This window comes from Streptomyces netropsis, assembly GCF_014203545.1.
GTDB classification, from domain to species: Bacteria; Actinomycetota; Actinomycetes; order Streptomycetales; family Streptomycetaceae; genus Streptomyces; species Streptomyces netropsis.
In genome coordinates this window covers 1,075,039-1,096,287 of the sequence record NZ_JACHJG010000001.1, presented here as the reverse complement: position 1 = coordinate 1,096,287, position 21,249 = coordinate 1,075,039, and the positions used below count along the sequence as shown (strand labels likewise).

Sequence of the window (21,249 nt, the reverse complement as noted above, 5' to 3'; positions counted from 1 at the left end):
CGGATAAGACCGCTGTAAGCGGGTAGCCGGGGCGTTTTCGGTGCCCTCCGCACCCCCCTTCGCAACGAAGCGGGATAGTACGTCACACCTTTGCCACAGGATTTTGCAGCCGCTAACAATTGCCCAGTCGCACGGCGCCGTCGAACGAAAAACGGCGCTCACCGCGCCAGTCCGGCCCTTGCGACTCACGCGATTGGAAGAGGTTCAGCTCACTCATGCGCTCCCCCATCTCTGGTTATAGCCGCCTGACCAAGGCCCACAAGCTCTCCGTGGCCGGTATCGCCGCCGTCGGCGCCGCCTCCCTGGCCTTCGCCGTCGTCCCCGGTGCCGCCGCCGACGAGGACAAGCAGTCCGTCGCCGTCAAGCAGGTCGCCTGGAGCGCCTCCGAGTTCGGTACGGAGCACCAGCAGAACGAGCTGACCAAGCAGTCCGACAACGCCGCCAAGGCGGCGAAGGCGCAGGCCGAGGCCAAGAAGAAGGCCGACGCCGAGGCCGCCAAGGCCAAGGCCGACAAGGAGCGGGCCGACAAGGAAGCCGCGAGCCGTTCGGCCGCGCGCAAGCCCGCCCCGGCCGCGCCCGCCGCGCCCGCCGCCCCGGCGAAGAAGACCTACGCGAACAACCTCGACGGCTGGATCAACGAGGCGCTGGACATCATGCGCGCCAAGGGCATCCCCGGCTCCTACGAGGGCATCAAGCGCAACATCATGCGCGAGTCGACCGGTAACCCCCGGGCGATCAACAACTGGGACATCAACGCCATCAACGGCATCCCCTCCAAGGGTCTGCTCCAGGTGATCGACCCGACCTTCAAGGCGTACCACGTCGAAGGCACCTCCTGGGACATCTACGACCCGGTCGCCAACATCACCGCGGCCTGCAACTACGCGGCCGACAAGTACGGCTCGATGGACAACGTCAACTCCGCCTACTAAGAGTCGACGGACAGCACATACGCCGAAGGGTGGCACCCGGTCCGGGTGCCACCCTTCGGCGTATGTACGAGCGCGACTAGTTGCGCATGACCTCCGGCTCGTGGCGGCGCAGCAGGCGCGCGACCGCGAAGCCGCAGATGACGCCGAGGACGATCAGCACGGTCATGTCGATGCCCCACTGGGCGGCGGTGTGCTCCCAGAGCGGATCGAGGTTCTTCGGGTCGCCCTTGTCCATCGGGGCCATGATGTGCGAGAGGTCCAGCGTGGCACCGGCGGCGCCGATGGCCCAGCGGGACGGCATCAGCCAGGCGAACTGCTCAATGCCCGGCGAGTCGTAGATCTTGAACATGATGCCGGTGAAGACGACCTGCACGATCGCGAACATGACCAGCAGCGGCATGGTCTTCTCGGCGGTCTTCACCAGGGCGGAGATGACCAGGCCGATCATCATCGAGGTGAAGCCGAGCGCGATGATCACCAGGCAGAGCTCGGCGGCCGGCAGGGCCTTGAGGATCAGCCCCTCCGCCGGCAGCTCACGGACCGAGAAGCCGATGGCGGAGATGATCACACCCTGCACCGCGGTGATCAGACCGAGGATGATCACCTTGGACATCAGATACGCCGACCGGGAGAGACCGACGGCGCGCTCCCGTTCGTAGATCACCCGTTCCTTGATCAGCTCACGGACGGAGTTGGCCGCACCGGAGAAGCACGCGCCGACCGCGAGGATCAGCATGATCGTGCCGGCGTCCTGGTTGAAGTGCCCCTTTCCGGGCGGCGCCAGGCCGAAGTCGGAGGGGATGACGCAGCTGACGCCGCCGAGCACGGCGGGCAGGATGAGCATCAGACCCATGAAGCCGCGGTCGGAGGCGATGACCGAGACGTACCGGCGCATCAGCGTCCACAGCTGGGAGCCCCAGCTCTGCGGCTTGGGCGGGCGGACCATCTGGGGCTGTACGTGTACGGCCTGCGGGGCGACGGCGTCGAGGTCCGCGGCGTACATCTGGTAGTGCTGCGAGCCGCGCCAGCGGCCCGACCAGTCGTAGTCCCGGTAGTTCTCGAAGGCGGAGAAGACGTCGGCCCACGTCTCGTACCCGAAGAAGTTGAGCGCCTCCTCCGGCGGGCCGAAGTAGGCGACCGAGCCGCCGGGTGCCATGACCAGCAGCTTGTCGCAGAGCGCCAGCTCGGCGACGGAGTGGGTGACCACGAGGACCGTACGGCCGTCGTCGGCGAGGCCGCGGAGCAGCTGCATGACGTCGCGGTCCATGCCCGGGTCGAGACCGGAGGTCGGCTCGTCCAGGAAGATCAGCGACGGCTTGGTGAGCAGCTCCAGGGCGACGGAGACGCGCTTGCGCTGACCGCCGGAGAGCGAGGTGACCTTCTTGTCGGCGTGGATGTCGAGCTTCAGCTCGCCCAGGACCTCGGTTATGCGGGCCTCGCGCTCGGACGCCGCGGTGTCGCCGGGGAAGCGGAGCTTGGCCGCGTACCTCAGCGCCTTCCGGACGGTGAGCTCCTTGTGCAGGATGTCGTCCTGCGGAACGAGACCGATGCGCTGGCGCAGCTCGGCGAACTGCTTGTACAGGTTCCGGTTGTCGTAGAGGACGTCGCCCTCGTTGGCCGGGCGGTAGCCGGTGAGCGCCTTGAGCAGGGTGGACTTACCGGAGCCGGACGGGCCGATGACCGCGATCAGCGACTTCTCGGGGACGCCGAAGGAGACGTCCTTGAGGATCTGCTTGCCGCCTTCGACGGTGACCGTGAGGTGACGGGCGGAGAAGGAGACGTCACCGGTGTCGACGAACTCCTCGAGGCGGTCGCCGACGAGGCGGAACGTGGAGTGACCGACACCGATGATGTCGTTGGGGCCGATGATCTGCTGGCGGACCGGCTGACCGTTGACATAGGTGCCGTTGTGGCTGCCGAGGTCGACGATCTCGAAGCGGCCGTCGTGCGTGGCCCGGAACTCGGCGTGGTGCCGGGAGACCTGGAGGTCGGAGACGACCAGCTCGTTCTCCAGGGCACGACCGATGCGCATCACACGGCCGAGCGCCATCTGGTGGAAGCTGGTGGGGCTGCGGTCACCGTGGGCGGGCGGGGCTCCGGCGCCGCCGCCGGGCGCCTGGTGCGCGGGCGACTGCTGCTGCGGGACGTACGCCTGCTGCTGGTGCTGCGGCTGCTGACCCTGGGGCTGCTGCCAGCCGCCCTGCTGCTGCGCGGGAGCCTGGTACTGCTGCGGCTGCTGGGGCTGCTGCCAGCCCATGCCCGGCTGCTGGTGCTGCGGAGGCGCCTGCCGGCCCTGCTGCACGGGCGCGGCCATCGCGGTGTGCGCGTTGTAGATGTCCGCGACCGGTGCGGAGGCACCGGCAACGGTGAGATTCAGCCGCGGACCGTCCGTCGCGTTGCCCAGGTTCACCGCCTGGCCGGGGCCGATCTCCATCTGCTGGATCCGCTGGCCCTGTACATAGGTGCCGTTGGTGCTGCCGTGGTCCTCGATGACCCAACTGTGCCCGCCCCACCGCACGGTGGCGTGCCGCCACGAGACCCGGGCGTCCTCCAACACCATGTCACCCTGGGGATCGCGCCCCAGGGTGTACGACCTGGACGGATCGAGCGTCCACGTCTGTCCGTTCAATTCCAGTACGAGTTCCGGCACTCCATGCCCCACTACTTGTCCCCCGATGCACCCCTCGCGCAGGAAGTCTGCACAGGGAGTCTAGGGATGGCGAACATCGGGTGGAACTATTTCAGGCCCAGTCGCCGAACCGAAACTCGGGGACTGACGCAGTCGTGTAACAGGCACCGTTGACTCGGCCGAAACTCGCCCGGAGAGTAGTAACCGCCCATGGATGCGTACGGAACGTGCGCTTCCGGGGCAAGGGGTCGGGATCGGGGGGCCGTGATGACCATCGGCAGCGGCAGCCGCCGCCTGCGCGGCGCACATGTACTCCTCACCGCGATAGCGGCGGTGAGCTGGTCTTTTCTCGCCATGGCAGGGGTCGCGGCGGCGGGCTTGCATCTACTCGGGGCGGACGGGGCGGGGGCGCTCGGCCCGATGACGGCGGCCGCGATCGTACTCGCCGTGGGGGGATCCGTCACACCTTCGGGCGATGTAGAGGCCTTTGGCCTCCAGACGTCCGGCGCATACACCTCGATCGACATCGCGCCACTGGGGGTGAGCCTGGCGGGGGCGCTGCTCCTGGGCTGGATCTTCGCCCGCTCGCTGCGGGCGGCCGGAGGCACCCCGCGCCCGGCCGAACTCCTCGCCCGGGTGGTCGCGGTGGCCGGGCTCTTCCTGCTGCTGCTCGCCGGTCTCGCCTGGGCGGGCGAGGACACCGTCACCATCGACGGCAAGGAGCTCGGCCTCGGGGGCGGCGGCTCCGGTGGGGGCCCGCATCTGGAGATACCCGGCCTCGGTGACATCGGCGGCGGCCTGCCGGACCGGCTCGCCGACCTCGCCGGCGCCAAGGCGGCGGTCGGGTTCAGCGTGCGGACGGGGCCTTCGCTGCTGGCCGGAGCGCTGTGGGTGCTCGCCGTCCTGGTGATCGCTCTGCTGGTCTCGCGCCGGGCGCCGCTGCCGAGCGGCTGGGGCGCGGTGGACCGGGCCGTGCGCCCGGCGGTCTCGGCGCTGTGCGCCGTGCTGGTGCTGGCGGTCGGCGCGGGCCTCGCCGCGGCGGTGTACGCGGCGACGGGCGACGGCCATCCGCGCCGGGTGCTGGGGGCGGCACTGCTCGGGACACCGAACGGGGTGTGGCTGGGGGTGCCGCTGGGGCTGCTCGTCCCCTGGCGGGGCTCGGCCGGCGGGGCGCTCACCCAGGTGCTGCCCGCCCCGCTGGACGAGCTGCTGGGGATGCGCGCGGACGAGACGGTGACGATGGGCCGGCTCGCGGAGTTCGACAGCCGGGTGTGGGTGCTGACCGTGGCGTGCGCGTTGCTCATGCTCACGGCCGGGCTGCTGACCGCGGTCCGTACGCCGCGCGGCGGGGCCGGGCCGGTGGGCTTCGCCGCGCGGTGCGCGCTGCGGCTCGCTCTCGCCTCGGCGCTCGTGCTGCCGCTGCTGGTGCTGCTGACCCGGGTGAAGGCGGACGCGAGCCTGTCGGTGTTCGGCTTCGACGTCTTCGGGGCGAGGCTGGAGCTGAGCGGCAGCGTCCCCGCCGCCCTGGCGCTGGGCGCCGCGTGGGGGGCCGGTGCCGGGGTGGGCGGGGCGCTGCTGGCGTGGGCCACGGGCGCGGCCGGGCGCCGGGCCATCGCGGGCGCGCCGGGGGCGGGCGCGGGCCACGCGTACCCCGATCCGGCCCGGCTGCCGGGGCCGTACAACCCCTCGTCGACGTACCGTCCCTCGCACGGGGACACCAATCCCTATCTGCGGCCGGTCGTAGGCGAGCCGCCCCGGATGCCCGGCGCGGGCGATCCGGGCGCCCAGACGCAGACCTGGGCGGGGCAGCCGCCGCTGCCGCCCCGCCCCCGCCCGCGGTACGGGCGGCCGTTCGGGACGCCTCCGGAGGAGCCGCCACCGCCGGGGGTGCCGGGGCGGCGGCGCTGAGGCCGGGCGGCACGGGACAACGCCTTCGCACCCGTCCGGTCCCCGGGACACCTGTACGCATCGGGCGCGGTGCCGGATAACGTAGGGGTCACCATGAGCGCATCGCAGACCCCACCTGCCACCGCCGTACCCGGCGACGACGACCCCACCCTCCTCGTCAAGATCTTCGGGAAGGACCGGCCGGGCATCACCGCCGGGCTGTTCGACACCCTCGCCGCCTACGCGGTGGACGTCATAGACATCGAGCAGGTGGTGACCCGGGGCCGGATCACCCTGTGCGCGCTGGTGACCGCCCCCGAGGGAGGCCCCGGGATCGAGGGCGAGTTGCGGGCGACCGTGCACAGCTGGGCGGAGTCCCTGCGGCTCCAGGCCGAGATCATCTCCGGCCGGGGCGACAACCGGCCGCGTGGCACGGGCCGTTCCCATGTGACCGTGCTCGGGCATCCGCTCACGGCGGAGTCGACGGCGGCCATCGCCGCCCGGATCACCGGTACGGGTGGCAACATCGACCGTATCTTCCGGCTCGCCAAGTACCCCGTGACGGCGGTGGAGTTCGCGGTCTCGGGTGCGGAGACCGAGGCGCTGCGCACCGCGCTGGCCACCGAGGCGGCCGCGCTCGGTGTCGATGTGGCGGTCGTGGCGGCCGGGCTCCAGCGGCGGGCGCAGCGCCTGGTCGTGATGGACGTCGACTCGACGCTGATCCAGGACGAGGTCATCGAGCTGTTCGCGGCGCACGCGGGCTGTGAGGCCGAGGTCGCGGAGGTGACCGCCCGGGCGATGCGGGGCGAGCTGGACTTCGAGCAGTCGCTGCACGCCCGGGTGGCGCTGCTGGCGGGGCTGGACGCGTCGGTGGCGGAGAAGGTGCGCGCGGAGGTCCGGCTCACGCCGGGCGCCCGGACGCTGATCCGGACACTGAAGCGGCTCGGCTATCAGGTGGGTGTCGTCTCCGGCGGTTTCACCCAGGTCACGGACGATCTGCGGGAGCGGCTGGGGCTGGACTTCGCCTCCGCGAACACGCTCGAGATCGTCGACGGCAAGCTGACCGGCCGGGTCACCGGGGAGATCGTGGACCGGGCGGGCAAGGCCCGGCTGCTGCGCCGGTTCGCCGCCGAGGCAGGGGTTCCGCTCTCGCAGACGGTGGCGATCGGGGACGGCGCCAACGATCTGGACATGCTCAACGCGGCGGGTCTGGGCGTGGCGTTCAACGCGAAGCCCGTGGTGCGCGAGGCGGCGCACACCGCCGTGAACGTGCCGTTCCTGGACACCGTGCTGTATCTGCTGGGCGTCACCCGCGAAGAGGTCGAGGCCGCCAAGACCCACGACCACGAGTGAGCGGTGCGGGGGTTCCCTGCAAGCCGTGGCAGGTGCACCTCCGCTGCGCGGCGGTGTCCTCAGACGTCGGACGGGCTGCGATCGGCTGAGCTCAGCCGATCGCAGCCCGTCCGGCGTCTGAGGACGCACACCCACGCCCGGGCGGCAGGCCTACTCGTGCGGCGGCCAGAAGGCGGCCAGCCTGCCGGTGCCGTGTTCGACGCTCTTCCAGGGTCCGCTGAAGGTGAGCACCGCGATCGCGGCGGTGGGGAACCCGGAGCGGTTCAGCCGGGGCAGGAGGTCGCCCTCGGCCTCGCCGGCCAGCGCGTCGGCCAGGGCGTGCATGCCGGGGTTGTGCCCGACGAGCAGCAGGTCGGCCACCTCGTCGGAGGTCTCGCTGATCAGTGCGATGAGCTCGCCGAGGGAGGCTTCGTAGAGCCGGTCCTCATAGACCGTGCGGGGGCGCTGGGGCAGCTCGTGGACGGCGAGCTTCCAGGTCTCCCGGGTGCGGACGGAGGTCGAACAGAGGGCCAGGTCGGGGATGATACCGGCGGTGGCGAGCCGGCGCCCGGCGACCGGGGCATCCTTGCGGCCGCGCTCCGCGAGCGGGCGCTCATGGTCGGAATCGTCGGACCACTCGGCCTTGGCGTGCCGGAGAAGAACAATCCTGCGGGTCGGTTCGGCGCTCATGTTTTCCAGCTTCGCATGAAACGGACGGCGAGGCGCGGGGTGTTGGGAGGCTTGCCCCGAGGGGGTACCCCAGCCCCACCCGGCTCAGCTCTGCAGGGCGTGCCGGACGAACTCCACCACGCGGGACACCGTGCCCTCGCCGACGGCCGTGGAACCGGTGTCGGCGGAGGCGGGCGAGGCCAGCAGGACCAGCAGCCCCACGAAGGCGACGGCGGGCAGCGCGAGCGCCCACCACGGCAGACGGGTCTGCGCTGTGGTGCCGGGGGTCCGGGGTCGCGTACCGGCGGACATGGGATCGCCTCCGAGCGGTTCGGTGCACCGCCGCGTCGCGGTGTACTACGAACCTACGGAGACGGGCGCCCCGCCCCCATCCGGTGAGCCACCCACTTGCCCCTGACACTGGCCCCCTAGGGGATGGTGGGGCCAGCACCACCACGCGCGGAGCGCACCGGCGCCGCGCGCGGAGCGCACCGGCGCCGCGCGCGGGCACCGAGGCGGCGTCAGGGCGAGGCGAGTGTCGCGATGACGCCGATGACGACGGTGATGCCGAGCATCACGCCGAGAATGGTGACCAGGGTCTTCTGGCCGTTCTTGGGGTTCGGGTCGAGCACGCTCATGGCACCAGTGTCGCACCCGCTCACGCGGTCGGGGCGGCGGGCCCGGTCTCGTCCTCGACGGTCCGGTCGCGACCGGCCAGCACACCCGCCACGGCCTGAGGCACCATCAGGGCGGCCATCAGGGCGATCGGCAGGTCCCAGCCGCCGGTGCGCTCGTAGAGGGCGCCGACGAGCAGCGGGCCGGGGATGGAGAGGAGATAGCCGGTGCTCTGGGCGAAGGCGGACAGCCGCACCACGCCCGCGCCGGACCGCGCCCGCATCCCGATCATCGTCAGGGCCAGCGGGAACGCGCAGTTGGAGACGCCGAGCAGCAGCGCCCAGACCCAGGCGCCGGCGGCCGGGGCCAGCCACAGCCCGGTGTAGCCGGTCAGGCCGAAGGCGGCGAGGACGATCACGAGGATGCCCTGGTTGGGCAGCCGGGCCGCCAGCCGGGGCAGCACGAAGGAGAGCGGCACCCCCATGAGCATGGTCATGGCCAGCAGCACCCCGGCGGTGGAGGCGGAGACCCCGGCGTCCCGGAAGATCTGCGGCATCCAGCCCATGGTGATGTAGGCACCGGTGGCCTGGAGACCGAAGAAGACGGCCAGGGCCCAGGCGGTGGGGCTGCGGGTGATGCGCACGCCGGCACCGGCGGGTGCGGTGCCCGCGGTCGGCGCGGCCTGCCGGTCGGCGGCGTTCGTCGTCCGGGCCGTACGGCTGCGGGCGACGGCGAGCCAGACCAGGGCCGCGGCGGCGCCGAGCAGCGCCCAGATGCCGAGGCCGAGCCGCCAACTGCCGCCCAGCGCGTCGGTCATGGGCACGGTGGCGGCTGCGGCCAGGGAGGTGCCTGCGGACATGGCCATGGAGTAGATGCCCGTCGTCGGACCCACCCGGTCCGGGAACCAGCGCTTGACGATCACGGGCATGAGGATGTTGCTGACCGCTATGCCGGCGAGCGCGAGGGCGCTGAGCGCGAGGAAGCCGACGGTGCCGCCCGCGTACGGCCGGACCGCGAGGCCGGCGGTGATCGCCACCATGCCGGCGCAGACGACCGCGGCCGGACCCCAGCGGCGGGCCAGCCGGGGCGCGGCGAGGCCGAAGACCGCGAAGCACAGGGTGGGCACGGAGGTGAGCAGCCCGGCAAGGGTGCCGCTCATGCCGAGGTCGTCGCGGACCTCCTTCATCAGCGGGCCGAGGCTGGTGATGGCGGGCCGGAGGTTGAGGGCGGCGATGACGAGTCCCACGATCAGCAGGAGGCGCTGCCGACGGGCGGCGTCCGGCTCCGGCGCGGCTCCGGCCGCCGGTCTGCGCGCGGTGGTACGGGTGGACGCGGCGGTGTCGGCCGCCGTGAGGTCTTCGTCTGCCATGGATGCCACGAAGGCCATCATAGAATCATGGGATGAATCGTCGAAACGGAATTCCATGCCACTGAACTCGCCCCGGCGCTCCCCGCTCGTCGACCAGGTGATCGCCGGGCTCCGGAACCAGATCACCTCCGGCGAATGGCCGGTCGGCTCGCGCATCCCCACCGAGCCCGAGCTGGTCGAGCAGCTCGGGGTGGCCCGCAACACCGTGCGCGAGGCCGTGCGCGCCCTCGCGCACAACGGGCTGCTGGACATCCGGCAGGGTTCGGGAACGTACGTGGCCGCCACCAGCGAACTGGCCGGCGTGATGCGCCGGCGCTTCGCCCAGGCGGACCCGCTGCACGTGGCGGAGCTGCGCAGCGCGCTGGAGACGAAGGCGGCGGGGCTGGCGGCCCGGCGCCGCACGGAGGCGGACCTGCGGCAGCTGGACACGCTGCTGGAGCGGCGCGAGCAGGCCTGGGACTCGGGGGACGCGGAGCGGTTCGTCGAGGCCGACGCCACCTTGCACTCGGCGGTGGTCGCCGCCGCGCACAACGAGGTACTGGCCGAGCTGTACGCGGACCTGGGCTCGGTGGTCCGCGACTTCCTGCGCGCGGACGTCGGCCCCGAGCTGCGCCCGGAGGCGCACACGGACCACGCGCGGCTGGTGGCGGCGATCAGGGACCAGGACGAGGCGACGGCGTCGGCCGAGGCGGGCGCCCATCCGTTCGGCTGCCGCCAGGGTGCCGACGGGCGCTGAGCGGGCCTTTGGAGCGAGCCGGTGAGGCGGGCGGTCAGCCCGGGGTGTGTGTCACCCACGCGTGGCGTATCTCCAGCCAGCAGCGCTGGGCGAGGGAGGCGTGGCGGGCGGGGTCGACGGTGACCGGGGCGGTGTCCATGTCCGGGTCCCACCAGCGGGCGCACTCCACGTGCAGCTGGACGCGGTCGGGGCGCGCGTGCCCGTTGAAGCAGACGGCGGTGGCGTGGGAGCCGCGTATGCGGGTGCGGCACTCGGCCTCCTGCGGCTCGGCGGGGGCCGCGGCCGCGATGGGGGCGAGGGAGCCGGCGAGGGCGGCGGCGGTGAGCAGCAGCGCCGCCGTGCGGCGGATGGGTGCGCGCACGCCCGTACCTCCTCCCCACGGTGCGCCGGGAACCTCCCGGTCCTCCCAGTGTGCGGGCGACGGGCGCGGTTCTCGACTCGGGAATGCGACGGCCCCGGCTCCCGGGTGCGCGAAGGCCGCGTGACCGTCTCCAGGACGGTCACGCGGCCTTCGTATGCCGTTATGGGGGACGGCTGCGCCGGACTCCGTCCGGCGAGTGGGGAACTAGGCCCCCATCATGTGCACGCCGCCGTCGACGTGGATGATCTCGCCCGTGGTGCGCGGGAAGAAGTCGGACAGCAGGCCGACGACGCCGCGGCCCGCCGGCTCCGGGTCGGTCAGGTCCCAGCCGATCGGGGCGCGGTGGTTCCACACGTCCGCGAGCTCCTCGAAGCCCGGGATGGACTTGGCGGCCATCGACTTGAGCGGGCCGGCCGAGACCAGGTTGCAGCGGATGCCCTTCGGACCGAGGTCACGGGCGAGGTAGCGGTTGGTGCTCTCCAGCGCCGCCTTGGCCACGCCCATCCAGTCGTACTTCGGCCAGGCGATCTGCGCGTCGAAGGTCATACCGACGATCGCGGAGCCCTGCGGCATCAGCGGCAGCAGCGCCATGGCCAGCGACTTGTAGGAGTACGCCGAGACCTGGACGGCCGTGGAGACGTCCTCCCAGCTCGCCTCCAGGAAGTTGAAGGCGCCCTGCGGGCCGAAGGCGATGGAGTGCAGGATGCCGTCGATACGGGCGTCGTCGCCCTGGAGCTCACGGACCTTGTCCGCCAGCCCGTCGAGCTGCTCCTGGTTGCTGACGTCCAGCTCGATGACCGGGGCGGGCTTGGGCAGCCGCTTGGCGATGCGCTCGACGAGCGAGAGCCGCCCGAAGCCGGTCAGGATGACCTCGGCGCCCTCGTTCTGGGCGACCTTGGCGGCCTGGAAGGCGATCGAGGACTCCGTGAGGACGCCCGTGACGAGGATGCGCTTGCCTGCGAGGATTCCACTCATGACGTTCAGTGACCCATGCCCAATCCGCCGTCGACAGGAATGACGGCTCCAGTGATGTATGCGGCCTCGTCGGAGGCGAGGAAGCGGACCGAGGCGGCGATCTCCTCGGGCTGCGCGTAGCGCGCGAGCGGAACCTGCTTCGTGATGCTCTCCCGCTGCTCGTCGCTGAGCACGCGGGTCATGTCGGTGTCGACGAAGCCGGGAGCGACGACGTTGACCGTGATGTTGCGGGAGCCCAGCTCGCGGGCGAGCGAGCGGGCGAAGCCGACCAGCCCGGCCTTGGAGGCGGCGTAGTTCGCCTGGCCCGCCGAGCCCAGCAGGCCCACGACGGACGAGATCAGCACGACACGGCCCTTGCGGGCACGCAGCATGCCCTTCGAGGCGCGCTTGACGACGCGGAAGGTGCCCGTGAGGTTGGTGTCCACCACGGAGGTGAAGTCCTCCTCGGACATGCGCAGCAGCAGCTGGTCGCGGGTGACGCCGGCGTTGGCCACCAGCACCTCGACCGCGCCCTGCTTCTCCTCGATCTCCTTGTACGCCTGCTCGACCTGCTCCGGGTCCGTGATGTCGCACTTCACGGCGAGGCAGCCCAGGTCGGTGAGCTCGGCCGGCGGCTCACCCGACCGGTAGGTGAAGGCGACCTTGTCGCCGGCCTCCGCGAAGGCACGGGCGATAGCGAGGCCGATGCCCCGGTTTCCTCCGGTGACGAGAACCGAGCGGCTCAAAGGATCACCCTTCCGTTTCCATGTGCATAGGTCGTGCTCGACTACACCGAAACGTATCGGTAGAGGTCACCGAAGAGACACTCGACCTACGACAGGGGGGACCGGCAGTCCCTGTTGGATCTCTACAGAAGCGCACCGGCGCCGCGAAGCCGTTCGCTCTCGGCAGCGGGCCCGGGAGGGGGCGTCGCCCCCCGGGCGGGCGAGCGGGGGCGTGGCGGCGCGCTGCCGGGTGGGTGCGGGCGTTCCGGCGCGGACGGCCCGGGTTTCCACGTCCCGTCAGGGCTGGTCCGATTTGCGCCGTCTGCGGGCGTGGGCGGTAATCGACTCGGGTGCGTTCGCCGCACACGTCATCACTCTGCGGGCGCCCGGCACCACCGTCGTGAACAGCTGAGGGAGCCGCCCCATGTCGTCGGAAGCCATCAGGAAGATCACCATGACGATCTCGTTCGGCGGCACCGGTGCGGGATCGAATCCAAAAGGCTATCTCCGGCTGGGCATGGCGGGACGCGAATTCGTCGTGCGCCATATGGCCGAGCAGGAATTCGACAAGAACGGCGGCACCTACACCTTCACCCTGGGCGAGGACCACAGCGTCCAGGACCACGCCTCGAACGACCCCCAGAACCCGCAGACGTACGTGCGGGGCCTCGATCTCTTCCCGAACTACATCCGTTACGACACCCCCTCCGGCGACGACCTGATCGTCGAAGCGGTCCGTGTCGTGGTGTCCGGCACCTCGTACGACTACGAATTCAAGGCCCTGGTCGGCACGGATCCCAAGGGCAGCAAGGTGCGGCTGGGCAGAAGTCAGGGCCAGGTGCTGCATCTCTCCCAGCACCAGGTCCCTTAGCCGGCACCACGCTGCCCTGGCGGCCATCGGAGCAGAAAGGGGAAGTCGTCGTGCCCACTCCCATGCCCGGCAGTCCGAAGCCGGTCCCGGACCCGCCCGGAGCGCCGGTGCCCATCGGGCTCAACGTCTGCATCGACCATTTGCAGAGCGGACTGCACCTCGTCACCAGCACGGAATCCAAAGGCATCCTCGATGCCGTCCTGCACCGCGACTGGGGCGAGTACGACAAGCCGAGCGACCAGTGGAAGTTCGAGACGGCCGAGGGCGGCGGGTACTTCATCACCAACATCAGCTCGGGAATGCGGCTCTCCTTCGAGAACAGCGGCAGCGCGCGCCGCCCCCTCGTCAAGGTCGTGGACAGCCAGGACGTGGACACCGAACGCTGGACCGTCCGCTGGTCCGATCTCCTCGACAGCTTCACCCTGCACCCCGCCATTCAGGGCTTCGATCACCTGGCCGTCACGCCGAAGGACACGCTCTACCGGCAGAAGGGCGAGTCGGCTCCGGCGACGTGGAGCGACACCGGCCTGTGGCTGGTGCCCCGCGAGCCGTATCTGACCCAGCTGTTCAAGATCGTGCCCAGGACGGCGTCGCGCTGCTGCTGAGCCCTTGCGCTTGCTGCTGAGCCCGCCCGCCCACGCGCACGACGGCCGCCGCATCCACGTCCTGCGTGGGTGCGGCGGCCGTCGCTACCACCCGCACGGCCGAGAGTCCGATAGATGGCGATTGGAGCGGGCAGCCACCTTCCTCGCATGTGGTCGACCCTCGACTCGGCACCGGCCAGCAAACTAAAGATCTGAAACCTTGGTCAAATCACTTCGATTTCATACCCGTACTGCTCCCTGACGTTCTCTGCCATTTCACGGCCAGCGACACGCGGGATTTTTCGCTCCCACCAACCACGGCCGCCCCGCACCTCGAACCCTTTGGTCAACAAGTGGGCGAACTTCTCATCCACTCGCCGAACTTCCGATTCGAACCATGCCAGCTCGGGAACCCCCTTGACCACCGGGTCGTCGATTACACGCTGAAGGACGCTACGGATCGACATGTCGTCCCAATATTCAAAAAGAGTACCTTCGTAGCCTTCCATGCAGTCGTCGACAAAGTCTGACCACTCTTCGATGGCGCGATGGGGGGTCAGCGAAGAGGCCCGCCCAAGGCTCCCAGCCAATTCCCTAAATCTATCAAGGAACAGCACTACGCCCACCCTTTCCCTGAACCGCTAACGATATCTCATTGTCGTTCGACGGAAGTATGAGAGGCCTTCCTCCGGCCGGAAGAATGTCGAGATACTGCCGCCGCTGTTCATATACCCGTAGTACCCGGTGTCCAGATCGAAGCGATGCATGCCGCCACTGCCCGTACTGACGCTGATCGCTGAATCTGGACCATCACCACGCATGAAATCGCGAGCAGTTTGCCGATATGCCTTTCTTCCACCTAGGCGGTCAAAATCTGGCATATCAGCTTCTACAGCACGCCAGGGAGACGCTCACGCTCTTGGTGCCGCCGCTGGCCGCCTTTTTGTCCCGTCCATGCCCCGCAGGAAGTAGCTGTCCTCCTGGGACTTCATGAAGCCGGCGCCTTCACTACCAAGTCCGCCAGTACCCGGCCTGGTACCGGCACATCACCCTCGCCATGGCGGCTGCCGCCCACCTGACCACAGTCCGGGCCACCGTTCATGAAGAGGGGGACATGGGCACGATCTGATCCGACTGAGCCTGAACGAGATCCGCCGCCTGTTGAGCAGGTTCACCCACGCTGTCCGACACGAGGCCGAGCACGTCCCTGTCATTTCTTCGAGACCATCGAAATCCCACCCGTCGCAAGGGAGAACATTCGGACAAGAACCTTCCGAACATCCGGGTCGCGATCAAGTCGCTCCAACGATTCGAACCTTGCCGGATCAAGATCGATCGTGGCAATTCCGCCAGCTTCCTTGCCATCTGCGGACGAGAACAACACAAGGCACCTGTATCCCCACACAGCGCCCCCTCGCTCCTCCCGCATCAGCGACTGGAGGACGACAGCGCCATCCCTGACCTGACTGCGCAGTGCATCCACCGAGGACCACCGAGTTGCCCAGGATCGCTCCTCCGCTTCCAGCTGGATCGCCAACAGCGTCTCGAAGCTGATCTGGCATATGCGAAAGTCGGGGTCAGTCGAATGAATCAGAGCCATCAGGCACTACTCCGGATCGTAGACATCAATGCGTATTTTCGTATCTGGGTCCTGATCCTTCTTTGGAGTTCACCCTTGCGGGATGCCCTCCAAGAATCGTGCCGTCACGCGAGACGAGATCCTGCCTCCGTCGCCAGGGTTGTTGATCCCGACCAGGAGCTCTTTATTGCTCAATTCCTCGTGATACCACTGCGACGCCGGATCCCGAGCCTTCTGCCCATCGGTGTAATTACCGATACCACCAGCCTTCTCGTGACGTGTCGAGATTCCGCACGGCCCGGAATTGTGAACGAGTACCGGCGTAGCCCCCGCCAGCACCTAGTACGTGTGCCGACAGCCCCTCTTCTAGATGCCTTTATGCAGGTGGGGAGGGGTTTGGCGGGAGCAGGGCGTCGACCTCGCCGTGATCAAGAAACTCCTTGGCCACGCCTACATCGGCATCACCACCGGCGTCTACGCTCACATCCGGCTCCGCCTCCAATGCCAAGCCATCGACACCCTCAACGACGTACTCGGCACGGGCAACAACGACCGAGAAGACCCGCCCTCCGCCGCGGCAACCGTCCGTTGACGTTGCCGTCACCGTTGCCGTAAAACGACCGGGAGCCCCCACCAAGCACGCTCCTGGTGGGGGCTCCCATTTTGCATGCCGAACCGAATTCAGGTAGTCGTAGTGACCGGCACTTGGTGCCGCTGCCGAGAGCCCAAGGCCCGCCGATCACTCCTATGTCAAGTTATGCCAAGCGTGGGTGCAACTTCCTCGACACTCCAGCTCTCTACGCCGCGTATCCGCCACGACGAAAGTGGAAAGGAGAACACGAAACGCCTTCACATACTCAACTTCAGGAAGATTGATAATCTTTCCCATTTGCTGGAGTAGCGGTTCCCTGACAATCAGAACAGCGGGATTTGCTGTCGGCTTCACTCCGGATCGCAAAACGCCCTCTCGGCCGTCCTCCGCCGTTGCGTGGGCCTGCATGGAGTGGCGAACCACTTCATGCAGTACCACCTTTTGCTCGACCTGCTCCAGGGAAGAGAACCAGCTCACCCCCTCCTCCCAGTCCAGGAGCCCCTGGGCAACCTCGTTGATGATTCTCTCCGACGCTTTCAATTGATCACCGGCTCCGGGGCTCGAATATGACATGGGGCTTACTTGGGTCCAATTCTGCATAGTCTGGCCGACTTTGATTGCAGTTCTGCCAGAAGTCGCGCCCTCGGCCACTTCCTTCGCCATCCCCGGTCCCCCTTGGCAGGGAGCTCTGCTGACTATGCCGAGACCTCGACGGGCCAGACAAGATGTAATCCCAGTCCGATGCCGGGTTAGCGCTGCCGTTCGCGCGGCTTCCGACTACGATGATCGGCTGGCCGGCCTTATCGGCAGCATTTTGGATACGTTGCGCATCGTTGAGGCTGATCCCGGCTTCTGATGCAGTTCCGGCCCCCGACCCACAGGGCCCGTTCGAGTTGTGCACGAGAACCGGCGTGGCCCCCGCCAGCACATAGTACGTGTGCGTGCCGTTGATTGTCAGGTCATGGGTTCGCTGCACCTTGCGGAAGTGGCGGACCGCTCCGACCTCGACAGCGTCACCGTTCGGCGTGCGCAGGCGAGCACCCGGGCGCACATCTCCAGCGTCTACCCACTTCTTCTGCCCGAGCTCCCAGAAAGGATGCGTGTCAGTGGCGACAAGGCTTGCTCCACCTTGGGCGGTCTTGATGGTGATATCGGTGAAGTCTTGGTCGTCCCGCGTGACGATGCTCGCAACGACTTCACGAGTCTCGGTTTTTCCCGTCTCGGGGTCAGTCGCCAGAATTTTGCCACCGGTTTGGACATCCTCGATGTTCTTACTGGTTCCGTCGGCGAGGAGAACTTCCGTTTCGGGAACGAAGCTGTGACACGGCGGGACTTCACCACGGCCGGACTTGGGACGGGCCCCTCCGGCCAGCGACCCGTCCTTGCCGCCGAAGGCAAACCCCGAGGCTGCGCCGGCCGCGAGTACTGCCTGCAAGGAAGTAACCCCGCTGGGACAATGTCCCTTGATCCCACCGCAGATCTTGTACTTGATCAGCTGGAGGATCATCGTGCCTTGGTTGCGCTGCTCTTCGTCCCCGTTGATGATCCAGTCACTAATGCAACCATTGGAAGACGTTCGCCCGCAGAAGTCCCTGACTTCCTTGTAGAACTTCTCCGTGAATTCCTTTTTGTGTTCCCAGTTCCTCGGAACCTGGACGCCTGTGTAGACGGGGTAGTAGGGCGAGCTTTCTCCGGCTTCGGACTCCACAGGAGAGGTGCGCCAGCGTTGGTCGTCAACCCGACGAGGAACCGTCGCGCGGTGAGCAATGAGGCAGGAGCACCAGGCCAGCTGGTCGGTGGGGGCGCGGCGAGCGCGTGACCGGCGGGCTCGGGGGTCGGCCCTGGGTGCCATGCCGTCGGCGTCGACGGTCATCGCTCCTGCGAGCCGCCACCAGCAGGCGGTCCGACGCGCGCACGAGCCGGAACGCGAGCACGCCCAGGACGGCTGCGGTCGCCGTGAGCAGCGGGCCCCTCGCGTCCCGCATCAGCCGTGCCCACGATCGCATCGGGGTACATTGCAGCAGATCATTTTGCCGATCGGCGACCAGAACACCCGCCACTCCGGGGCCAGCAGGTCGAGCAGGATCAGTCCACGCCCGGACTCGACCTCACCGTCGTCCAGAGCGACGTCTTTGCGGCTGGGCATGCGCAGCGGTTCGGGGTCGTGGACGTTCACCGCCACCCCGGGCGGCATGACGTCCACCTCCACGACGACGGGGACGAAGTCCCCGCACACCCGGACCGCGTTCCCCACGAGCTCCGAGACGACGAGCCGGGCCGCTTCCACGGTCTCGTCACCGATCCCGAACCTGGTCAGGGTCACGACCGTCAACTCGCGCAGGCGGTGGAGGTGTTGTTCCGTGACGTTGAGGTGGACGGCGAATCCTCCCGGACGCGCCCGCCGGTAGAAGCCGGGCGTCCGGAACGCGGTGACATCGGCCATGGCACGCATGGCGCCTCCTGCCTGCGGCGTGAGCCGCGTGGGTCGGATGCAGTGACGCCACGCGGTCACAACCTGACCGTGAGTGGCGGCAGATTGGATAGTGGACCTTTCTGTATGAGGTAGCAAGCTTTCGACCCGAACGGGTGAATGTCTTTCAACGGGCTTACTACTGCGCGCAGTTACGGTGCGAAACTCGGCGCATGCCCAACTCTCCCGTGGTTCCCACCGTCCGTCGCCGACGTCTCGGCGGAACGCTCAAGCGGCTGCGCAAGGCAGCCGGGCTGACACTCGACGAGGCTGCCGGCGCCATGGGCTGGATCGGCCCGAAAATGTCGAAGATCGAGAATGCGGCCCAGTCCATTCGCCCTGGGGATGTCGTCACCTTGCTGAAGCTGTACGGAGTCGATGATCCGGAAATGTCGGCCGCTCTCGAGAACCTCGCCAGGGACGCCGGTAAGAAGGGCTGGTGGCAGACCTACAGCGGGCTCGTATCGGCCTCCTATGCCGACTACATCTCCCTGGAATCCGATGCCGAGCAGATCTATGAGTGGTCACCCATGCTCATCCCCGGTCTCCTTCAGACCTCCGCGTACGCGCGGGAGACCATGACCGGCGCGACCACCTCCCGCGCCCCGCACGAGATCGCCGCCCTCGCCGAACTCCGCCTGGCCCGACAATCCGTACTCACCCGCCACGACAAGCCCCTTGAGCTCTGCGCCGTCGTTCATGAGGCCGCGCTCCACCAGCGCTTCGCCCAGCGTCCCGCCACGATGCGCGAACAACTCCGCAAGCTGCTCGACGCCGCAGACATGCCCAACGTCACCTTTCAGCTGGTACCGCTGACGTCAGCCGCTCATCCCGGCATGTCGGGCGGGTTCACCGTCGCCGCTTTTCCGGCTCCGACTCCGGACGTTGTGCTACTGGAGAACCTCTACGGCGCGACGTACGTTGAGGGCGACGACGCGATTCCCTTCGCCAAGGCGTTCGAACGCATCTGTGCTACTGCTCTCTCGGCGGAGGACTCGCTCGCGCGGATCGCCGAGATGGAAGAAGGGCACAGAAAGTGAATGACTCCACGTCGGATCTCTACGCCTGCGACCTCTCCCGCGCCGTATGGCGCAAGTCCTCTGCCAGCGGGCCGGAGCACAACTGCGTCGAAGTCGCCGGCCTGCCCGGCGGCGCCGTCGCGATACGCGACTCCAAAGACACCCGCAGAACCCCCCTCCTCTTCAACGCCCCCGAGTGGGCGGCCTTCCGCCAAGGCCTCATATCTGGCGAAATCTGACCCGGCCCCACCGCTTCGGATGACGGCCGTCGCGACCCCGCGCACGCGGGCGCGGCGGCCGTTATCGCGTGCACGCCGACACCGGCAAGCGGCATGATTCTCGTCGACGACCATCGGGAGGACCCTGTGCCCCATTCCATCGACGCATCATTTCTCGCGTTGCCCCTGCGCCCACTGGCCGACGCGGCACTCGCACGCGCCCGCGCGCTGGGCGCCGAGCACGCGGACTTCCGCTTCGAGCGGGTGCGCACCGCCTCCTGGCGGCTGCGTGACGCCCGCCCCGCCGGTACGTCCGACGACACCGACCTGGGCTACGCGGTACGGGTGGTGCACGGCGGGACCTGGGGGTTCGCCTCGGGTGTGGATCTGACGATGGACGCGGCGGCGCGGGTGGCGAGCCAGGCCGTCGCGATGGCGAAGCTGTCGGCGAAGGTGATCGCGGCGGCGGGTTCCGACGAGCGGGTGGAGCTGGCGCACGAGCCGGTGCACGAGGAGCGGACCTGGGTCTCCTCGTACGAGATCAACCCCTTTGACGTGCCCGACGCGGACAAGAGCGGGCTGCTCGCCGAGTGGAGTGCGCGGCTGCTGGCGGCGGACGGTGTGGCCCATGCCGACGCGACGCTGATGACCGTGCAGGAGAACAAGTTCTACGCGGACTCGGCCGGGACGACGACCACCCAGCAGCGGGTACGGCTGCACCCGCAGCTGACGGCGGTGGCCGTGGACCCGACCACGGGTGAGTTCGACTCGATGCGCACCATCGCGCCGCCGGTGGGCCGGGGCTGGGAGTACCTGACGGGCACCGGCTGGAACTGGGACGCCGAGCTGGCCGAGATGCCGTCGCTGCTGGCGGAGAAGATGCGCGCGCCGAGCGTGCGGGCGGGCTCCTACGACCTGGTGGTGGACCCCTCCAACCTGTGGCTGACGATCCACGAGTCGATCGGTCACGCCACCGAGCTGGACCGGGCGCTGGGCTACGAGGCGGCGTACGCGGGCACCTCGTTCGCGACCTTCGACCAGCTGGGCACGCTCAAGTACGGCTCGAAGATCATGAACGTGACCGGTGACCGGACCGTCGAGCACGGCCTCGCGACCGTCGGGTACGACGACGAGGGCGTGGCCGCGCAGTCCTGGGACCTGGTCAAGGACGGCGTCCTCACGGGCTATCAGCTGGACCGGCGGATCGCGAAGCTCACGGGTTTCGAGCGTTCCAACGGGTGCGCGTTCGCCGACTCGCCCTCGCACGTGCCCGTGCAGCGCATGGCGAACGTGTCGTTGCAGCCCGCGCCGAACGGCCCGTCGACGCAGGAGCTGATCTCCGGCGTCGAGAACGGGATCTACGTCGTCGGCGACCGGTCGTGGTCGATCGATATGCAGCGCTATAACTTCCAATTCACAGGACAGCGCTTCTTCAAAATCGAGAACGGTCGGCTGGCCGGGCAGCTGCGCGATGTCGCGTACCAGGCGACCACGACGGACTTCTGGGGCTCGATGGCTGCCGTGGGCGGCCCGCAGACCTATGTCCTGGGCGGCGCGTTCAACTGCGGAAAGGCCCAGCCCGGGCAGATCGCCGCAGTCTCGCACGGCTGCCCCTCCGCGCTCTTCCAGGGCGTCAACATCCTCAACACGACACAGGAGGCCGGTCGATGAGCGGGCACCACGGAACCGGCCGGGGGTCCGGGGGTC

At 68.7% G+C, this 21,249-nt stretch carries 22 protein-coding genes and 2 pseudogenes; 11 read left to right on the top strand and 13 right to left on the bottom strand.

All coding sequences use genetic code 11. The features are described from left to right. The first annotated feature begins 215 nt into the window (after window positions 1–215). Entirely contained in the window at window positions 216–932 is a 717-nt protein-coding gene (locus tag FHS38_RS04940) for a transglycosylase SLT domain-containing protein (RefSeq protein ID WP_184730948.1), read from the top strand. A 76-nt stretch (window positions 933–1,008) separates the two neighbouring features. On the opposite strand, the gene FHS38_RS04935 is transcribed toward FHS38_RS04940, so the two are convergent. Further along, window positions 1,009–3,594: an ABC transporter ATP-binding protein/permease gene (locus FHS38_RS04935; RefSeq protein ID WP_184730946.1), complete on the bottom strand. Its 2,586-nt coding sequence runs from the start codon at window positions 3,592–3,594 to the stop codon at window positions 1,009–1,011. Window positions 3,595–3,828: 234 nt separating this feature from the next. On the opposite strand from FHS38_RS04935, the gene FHS38_RS04930 reads away from it, so the two are divergent. Continuing rightward, on the top strand, window positions 3,829–5,469 hold the full coding sequence (locus tag FHS38_RS04930) for a streptophobe family protein (protein WP_184730944.1): 1,641 nt from the start codon (window positions 3,829–3,831) through the stop codon (window positions 5,467–5,469). Between the two features lie 93 nt (window positions 5,470–5,562). Continuing rightward, window positions 5,563–6,801, top strand: coding sequence for a phosphoserine phosphatase SerB (serB, locus tag FHS38_RS04925; protein WP_184730942.1), 1,239 nt, complete (start codon window positions 5,563–5,565; stop codon window positions 6,799–6,801). Between the two features lie 150 nt (window positions 6,802–6,951). Here serB and FHS38_RS04920 read toward each other — a convergent pair whose 3' ends face one another. The 4 genes from FHS38_RS04920 to FHS38_RS04910 all read right to left on the bottom strand — a co-directional run bounded on the left by FHS38_RS04920 (window position 6,952) and on the right by FHS38_RS04910 (window position 9,433). Beyond that, window positions 6,952–7,470: a SixA phosphatase family protein gene (locus FHS38_RS04920; protein ID WP_184730940.1), complete on the bottom strand. Its 519-nt coding sequence runs from the start codon at window positions 7,468–7,470 to the stop codon at window positions 6,952–6,954. A gap of 84 nt (window positions 7,471–7,554) precedes the next feature. Next, a complete protein-coding gene (locus tag FHS38_RS04915; protein WP_184730938.1) occupies window positions 7,555–7,761 on the bottom strand; it encodes a hypothetical protein in 207 nt (68 codons plus the stop codon). A gap of 209 nt (window positions 7,762–7,970) precedes the next feature. Further along, on the bottom strand, window positions 7,971–8,087 hold the full coding sequence (locus tag FHS38_RS35075) for an SGM_5486 family transporter-associated protein (protein ID WP_260420554.1): 117 nt from the start codon (window positions 8,085–8,087) through the stop codon (window positions 7,971–7,973). Between the two features lie 20 nt (window positions 8,088–8,107). Next, window positions 8,108–9,433: a CynX/NimT family MFS transporter gene (locus FHS38_RS04910; RefSeq protein WP_184731186.1), complete on the bottom strand. Its 1,326-nt coding sequence runs from the start codon at window positions 9,431–9,433 to the stop codon at window positions 8,108–8,110. A 55-nt stretch (window positions 9,434–9,488) separates the two neighbouring features. Between FHS38_RS04910 and FHS38_RS04905 the strand changes: the two genes are divergently transcribed. Further along, complete coding sequence (locus FHS38_RS04905) at window positions 9,489–10,169, top strand: FadR/GntR family transcriptional regulator (RefSeq protein WP_184730936.1); 681 nt, start codon at window positions 9,489–9,491, stop codon at window positions 10,167–10,169. A 34-nt stretch (window positions 10,170–10,203) separates the two neighbouring features. Here FHS38_RS04905 and FHS38_RS04900 read toward each other — a convergent pair whose 3' ends face one another. The 3 genes from FHS38_RS04900 to fabG all read right to left on the bottom strand — a co-directional run bounded on the left by FHS38_RS04900 (window position 10,204) and on the right by fabG (window position 12,230). Next, window positions 10,204–10,530, bottom strand: coding sequence for a hypothetical protein (locus FHS38_RS04900; protein ID WP_184730934.1), 327 nt, complete (start codon window positions 10,528–10,530; stop codon window positions 10,204–10,206). Between the two features lie 204 nt (window positions 10,531–10,734). After that, a complete protein-coding gene (gene fabI / locus FHS38_RS04895; RefSeq protein WP_184730932.1) occupies window positions 10,735–11,505 on the bottom strand; it encodes an enoyl-ACP reductase FabI in 771 nt (256 codons plus the stop codon). A gap of 5 nt (window positions 11,506–11,510) precedes the next feature. Next, entirely contained in the window at window positions 11,511–12,230 is a 720-nt protein-coding gene (fabG, locus tag FHS38_RS04890) for a 3-oxoacyl-[acyl-carrier-protein] reductase (RefSeq protein ID WP_184730930.1), read from the bottom strand. A gap of 403 nt (window positions 12,231–12,633) precedes the next feature. Between fabG and FHS38_RS04885 the strand changes: the two genes are divergently transcribed. Beyond that, on the top strand, window positions 12,634–13,080 hold the full coding sequence (locus tag FHS38_RS04885) for a hypothetical protein (protein ID WP_184730928.1): 447 nt from the start codon (window positions 12,634–12,636) through the stop codon (window positions 13,078–13,080). 50 nt (window positions 13,081–13,130) lie between these two features. Next, complete coding sequence (locus FHS38_RS04880) at window positions 13,131–13,685, top strand: RICIN domain-containing protein (RefSeq protein ID WP_184730926.1); 555 nt, start codon at window positions 13,131–13,133, stop codon at window positions 13,683–13,685. 203 nt (window positions 13,686–13,888) lie between these two features. Here FHS38_RS04880 and FHS38_RS04875 read toward each other — a convergent pair whose 3' ends face one another. Further along, a complete protein-coding gene (locus FHS38_RS04875; RefSeq protein WP_189222430.1) occupies window positions 13,889–14,281 on the bottom strand; it encodes a hypothetical protein in 393 nt (130 codons plus the stop codon). A 389-nt stretch (window positions 14,282–14,670) separates the two neighbouring features. Here FHS38_RS04875 and FHS38_RS36520 point away from each other — a divergent pair. After that, window positions 14,671–14,793: pseudogene (locus FHS38_RS36520) on the top strand (IS701 family transposase); the annotation flags it as partial. A gap of 81 nt (window positions 14,794–14,874) precedes the next feature. Here the strand turns inward: FHS38_RS36520 and FHS38_RS04870 are convergent. Further along, window positions 14,875–15,264: a hypothetical protein gene (locus tag FHS38_RS04870; protein WP_184730922.1), complete on the bottom strand. Its 390-nt coding sequence runs from the start codon at window positions 15,262–15,264 to the stop codon at window positions 14,875–14,877. A 382-nt stretch (window positions 15,265–15,646) separates the two neighbouring features. On the opposite strand from FHS38_RS04870, the pseudogene FHS38_RS04865 reads away from it, so the two are divergent. Continuing rightward, window positions 15,647–15,835: pseudogene (locus FHS38_RS04865) on the top strand (site-specific integrase); the annotation flags it as partial. Window positions 15,836–15,988: 153 nt separating this feature from the next. Here FHS38_RS04865 and FHS38_RS34800 read toward each other — a convergent pair. From FHS38_RS34800 to FHS38_RS04855, 3 genes are all read right to left on the bottom strand, one after another. Then, on the bottom strand, window positions 15,989–16,408 hold the full coding sequence (locus tag FHS38_RS34800) for a DUF5958 family protein (RefSeq protein ID WP_194548288.1): 420 nt from the start codon (window positions 16,406–16,408) through the stop codon (window positions 15,989–15,991). Further along, window positions 16,380–17,708, bottom strand: a complete 1,329-nt coding sequence (locus FHS38_RS35975) for a Hint domain-containing protein (RefSeq protein ID WP_184730920.1) — start codon at window positions 17,706–17,708, stop codon at window positions 16,380–16,382. The genes FHS38_RS34800 and FHS38_RS35975 overlap by 29 nt, the downstream gene beginning before the upstream one ends. Window positions 17,709–17,819: 111 nt before the next feature. Further along, window positions 17,820–18,287, bottom strand: a complete 468-nt coding sequence (locus FHS38_RS04855) for an ATP-binding protein (protein ID WP_184730918.1) — start codon at window positions 18,285–18,287, stop codon at window positions 17,820–17,822. Window positions 18,288–18,478: 191 nt separating this feature from the next. On the opposite strand from FHS38_RS04855, the gene FHS38_RS04850 reads away from it, so the two are divergent. The 3 genes from FHS38_RS04850 to FHS38_RS04840 all read left to right on the top strand — a co-directional run bounded on the left by FHS38_RS04850 (window position 18,479) and on the right by FHS38_RS04840 (window position 21,213). Beyond that, a complete protein-coding gene (locus FHS38_RS04850) occupies window positions 18,479–19,345 on the top strand; it encodes a helix-turn-helix domain-containing protein (protein ID WP_184730916.1) in 867 nt (288 codons plus the stop codon). After that, window positions 19,342–19,563 carry a DUF397 domain-containing protein gene (locus FHS38_RS04845; RefSeq protein WP_184730914.1) on the top strand — a complete coding sequence of 74 codons (222 nt, stop codon included), beginning with the start codon at window positions 19,342–19,344 and terminating at the stop codon, window positions 19,561–19,563. Before FHS38_RS04850 ends, FHS38_RS04845 begins: the two co-directional genes overlap by 4 nt. 126 nt (window positions 19,564–19,689) lie before the next feature. Further along, a complete protein-coding gene (locus FHS38_RS04840; RefSeq protein ID WP_184730912.1) occupies window positions 19,690–21,213 on the top strand; it encodes a TldD/PmbA family protein in 1,524 nt (507 codons plus the stop codon). The last annotated feature ends 36 nt before the right edge of the window (window positions 21,214–21,249 follow it).

Coding starts and splice junctions, on each gene's coding strand:
- FHS38_RS04940 (WP_184730948.1), top strand. CDS start 216: ATGCGCTCCCCCATCTCTGGTTATAGCCGCCTGACCAAGGCCCACAAG.
- FHS38_RS04930 (WP_184730944.1), top strand. CDS start 3,829: ATGACCATCGGCAGCGGCAGCCGCCGCCTGCGCGGCGCACATGTACTC.
- serB (WP_184730942.1), top strand. CDS start 5,563: ATGAGCGCATCGCAGACCCCACCTGCCACCGCCGTACCCGGCGACGAC.
- FHS38_RS04920 (WP_184730940.1), bottom strand. CDS start 7,470: ATGAGCGCCGAACCGACCCGCAGGATTGTTCTTCTCCGGCACGCCAAG.
- FHS38_RS04915 (WP_184730938.1), bottom strand. CDS start 7,761: ATGTCCGCCGGTACGCGACCCCGGACCCCCGGCACCACAGCGCAGACC.
- FHS38_RS35075 (WP_260420554.1), bottom strand. CDS start 8,087: ATGAGCGTGCTCGACCCGAACCCCAAGAACGGCCAGAAGACCCTGGTC.
- FHS38_RS04910 (WP_184731186.1), bottom strand. CDS start 9,433: ATGGCAGACGAAGACCTCACGGCGGCCGACACCGCCGCGTCCACCCGT.
- FHS38_RS04905 (WP_184730936.1), top strand. CDS start 9,489: ATGCCACTGAACTCGCCCCGGCGCTCCCCGCTCGTCGACCAGGTGATC.
- fabI (WP_184730932.1), bottom strand. CDS start 11,505: ATGAGTGGAATCCTCGCAGGCAAGCGCATCCTCGTCACGGGCGTCCTC.
- FHS38_RS04885 (WP_184730928.1), top strand. CDS start 12,634: ATGTCGTCGGAAGCCATCAGGAAGATCACCATGACGATCTCGTTCGGC.
- FHS38_RS04870 (WP_184730922.1), bottom strand. CDS start 15,264: ATGGCTCTGATTCATTCGACTGACCCCGACTTTCGCATATGCCAGATC.
- FHS38_RS34800 (WP_194548288.1), bottom strand. CDS start 16,408: ATGTCATATTCGAGCCCCGGAGCCGGTGATCAATTGAAAGCGTCGGAG.
- FHS38_RS35975 (WP_184730920.1), bottom strand. CDS start 17,708: ATGACCGTCGACGCCGACGGCATGGCACCCAGGGCCGACCCCCGAGCC.
- FHS38_RS04855 (WP_184730918.1), bottom strand. CDS start 18,287: ATGCGTGCCATGGCCGATGTCACCGCGTTCCGGACGCCCGGCTTCTAC.
- FHS38_RS04850 (WP_184730916.1), top strand. CDS start 18,479: ATGCCCAACTCTCCCGTGGTTCCCACCGTCCGTCGCCGACGTCTCGGC.